Raw genomic sequence first — 1,786 nt, 5'->3', positions numbered from 1 at the left:
TCCCCCCAATAATTGGAGCTTGCACGCAACAAAATTCCTTCTCCAGGGCGCCAACTCTCTAGCTGATAAGGACCAACGCAAGCAGAATGGCTTGCCAAATACCGGTTTCCCATATCACCATTTTTTTCGTGTTTCATGAGTGTCTCACGATCAAGCAAAGCAAGAGTACGACTAGTGGCAAAATGGCTAAGAATGAGCTCTGCTGGATAAGGTTTATCAAATTTCATCACAACCGTTTTGTCGTCCGGTGCTTGAAAAGCCTCATCAACGTTTTGTTCTGTAATCCCATATTCATTAAATGTCGCCGCAGTAGCCATCTTCAATTGAACAACCCGCTTCATGCTCCAAATAAGATCATTAGCATTCGCAGGACGACCATCATTGAACTTTAAACCATCACGCAAGTGAAAAGTAATCACCGTACTCTGATCATCACTTGAAACATCCCAACTCTTCGCTAAAGAAGGAACCATTTTAGCAGCATCATCTGTAGCAGAAACGACTAAATTATCACAAACATTAACAAGAACTTCATTACCATAACGGTCATTGATTTGTGCGGGATCAAATGTACTTATTGTATCAAGATTCCAAGCCATCACAAGCGTATCGGCAGGTGTTTTCGCTGAAACTTGTTGCACAAACATCCCCATTGCAAGAACAGCAGAAACAAAAGAACTGCCCTTTTTCAATATTTTTCTTTTCCCGTTCATAGAATTTTCCTTTTAAGATTTAAGGTTATTGTATAACTTCTCATGTGACAACATGCAAAAATGATAAGATCATGCTTAGAAAACACGCCTCCTAGAGGTAAAATATCAAAATCTCTAAAAGCAGCAGCCACTTTTCAAAAGCTCCTTCCCTCCCAAATACGTATAGAACAAACGAACATATGCAACGCAAAACGATCTGATTAAAATGAAGCTATCACGCACGATAGCACACGACATCACGGCACTTATAATTCAGAGCATATCAGACCAAAATCCTTCCTTGCTTCATTAAAAAGATTTCTTTTTCAAGTTTCTTCTTGCGATTTTCTAAAAAGTATCATCAAAGCGCTACTCTAATTGCTTCAAAAGCCTCAAAACAATTTGATATTTTGATGATCCTGAATAAATTTTTTCGTAACCATTTTCACCCTTCTTCAGAAGAAAATTCGAACTTTATTATAACTCCGTATCAAATAACAGCTTCGAACCTATAGATTATCATATTTTAAGTCATAAGGAATGTAACCTGAGGTATGAGAAGAGTAGCTTGATGTTTCCCCACGTACCCGCATACAACAGTTTTTCTCACCAAAACATTTTATAAAGTCCCCATTTTTTCAGAAACACTAAATTTTGCTTTATTCGTTACACCTGTCTTTTGCAACAAACAAATTTATTACTTTTTATACATATAAATTGAAATATCAAATATTAATATCTATATACGTAGAATTTATCGAAATAAATAACCTCTCTTCCCAATAGAATGTTTTGAAACAAAATTCTCTACACAACATGGTAATCCATTCCCGATAGAATTCAACGTATTGCAAAGTATTAAAGAGCTTTGCAATACATCAAATATATCATGACCATGTTTTTTTATATTTTATAAACCTGATACCTTTTTATTTTTCAATTGCACTATAAAAAATACGTGGTGCACTATTCCAAACCCATTTTTTGACATCAGGTGTCATCGCTACAGAAACATATGTCTGATAGATAAAAGCATAAGGCCCTTTCTGCATAAAATCACGTTGTAAATCAGCATACATTTGCGCCCGTTTTTT

Annotated in this window: 1 protein-coding gene and 1 pseudogene; both read right to left on the bottom strand. The window is 35.8% G+C overall.

What is annotated here, in order from left to right:
* Positions 1–713 (bottom strand): ABC transporter substrate-binding protein (locus ACFIMI_RS09575; protein WP_375621876.1); only part of this gene is annotated, 713 nt, incomplete at its 3' end.
* A gap of 908 nt (positions 714–1,621) precedes the next feature.
* A pseudogene (locus ACFIMI_RS09570) lies at positions 1,622–1,786 on the bottom strand (ABC transporter substrate-binding protein); the annotation flags it as partial.

The sequence above is a fragment of the Bartonella sp. AP4SXKL genome (genome assembly GCF_042195845.1).
Taxonomy (GTDB): Bacteria; Pseudomonadota; Alphaproteobacteria; order Rhizobiales; family Rhizobiaceae; genus Bartonella.
Note: the sequence above shows the minus strand (reverse complement) of the source record. Positions and strands in the feature narration are given on the sequence as shown.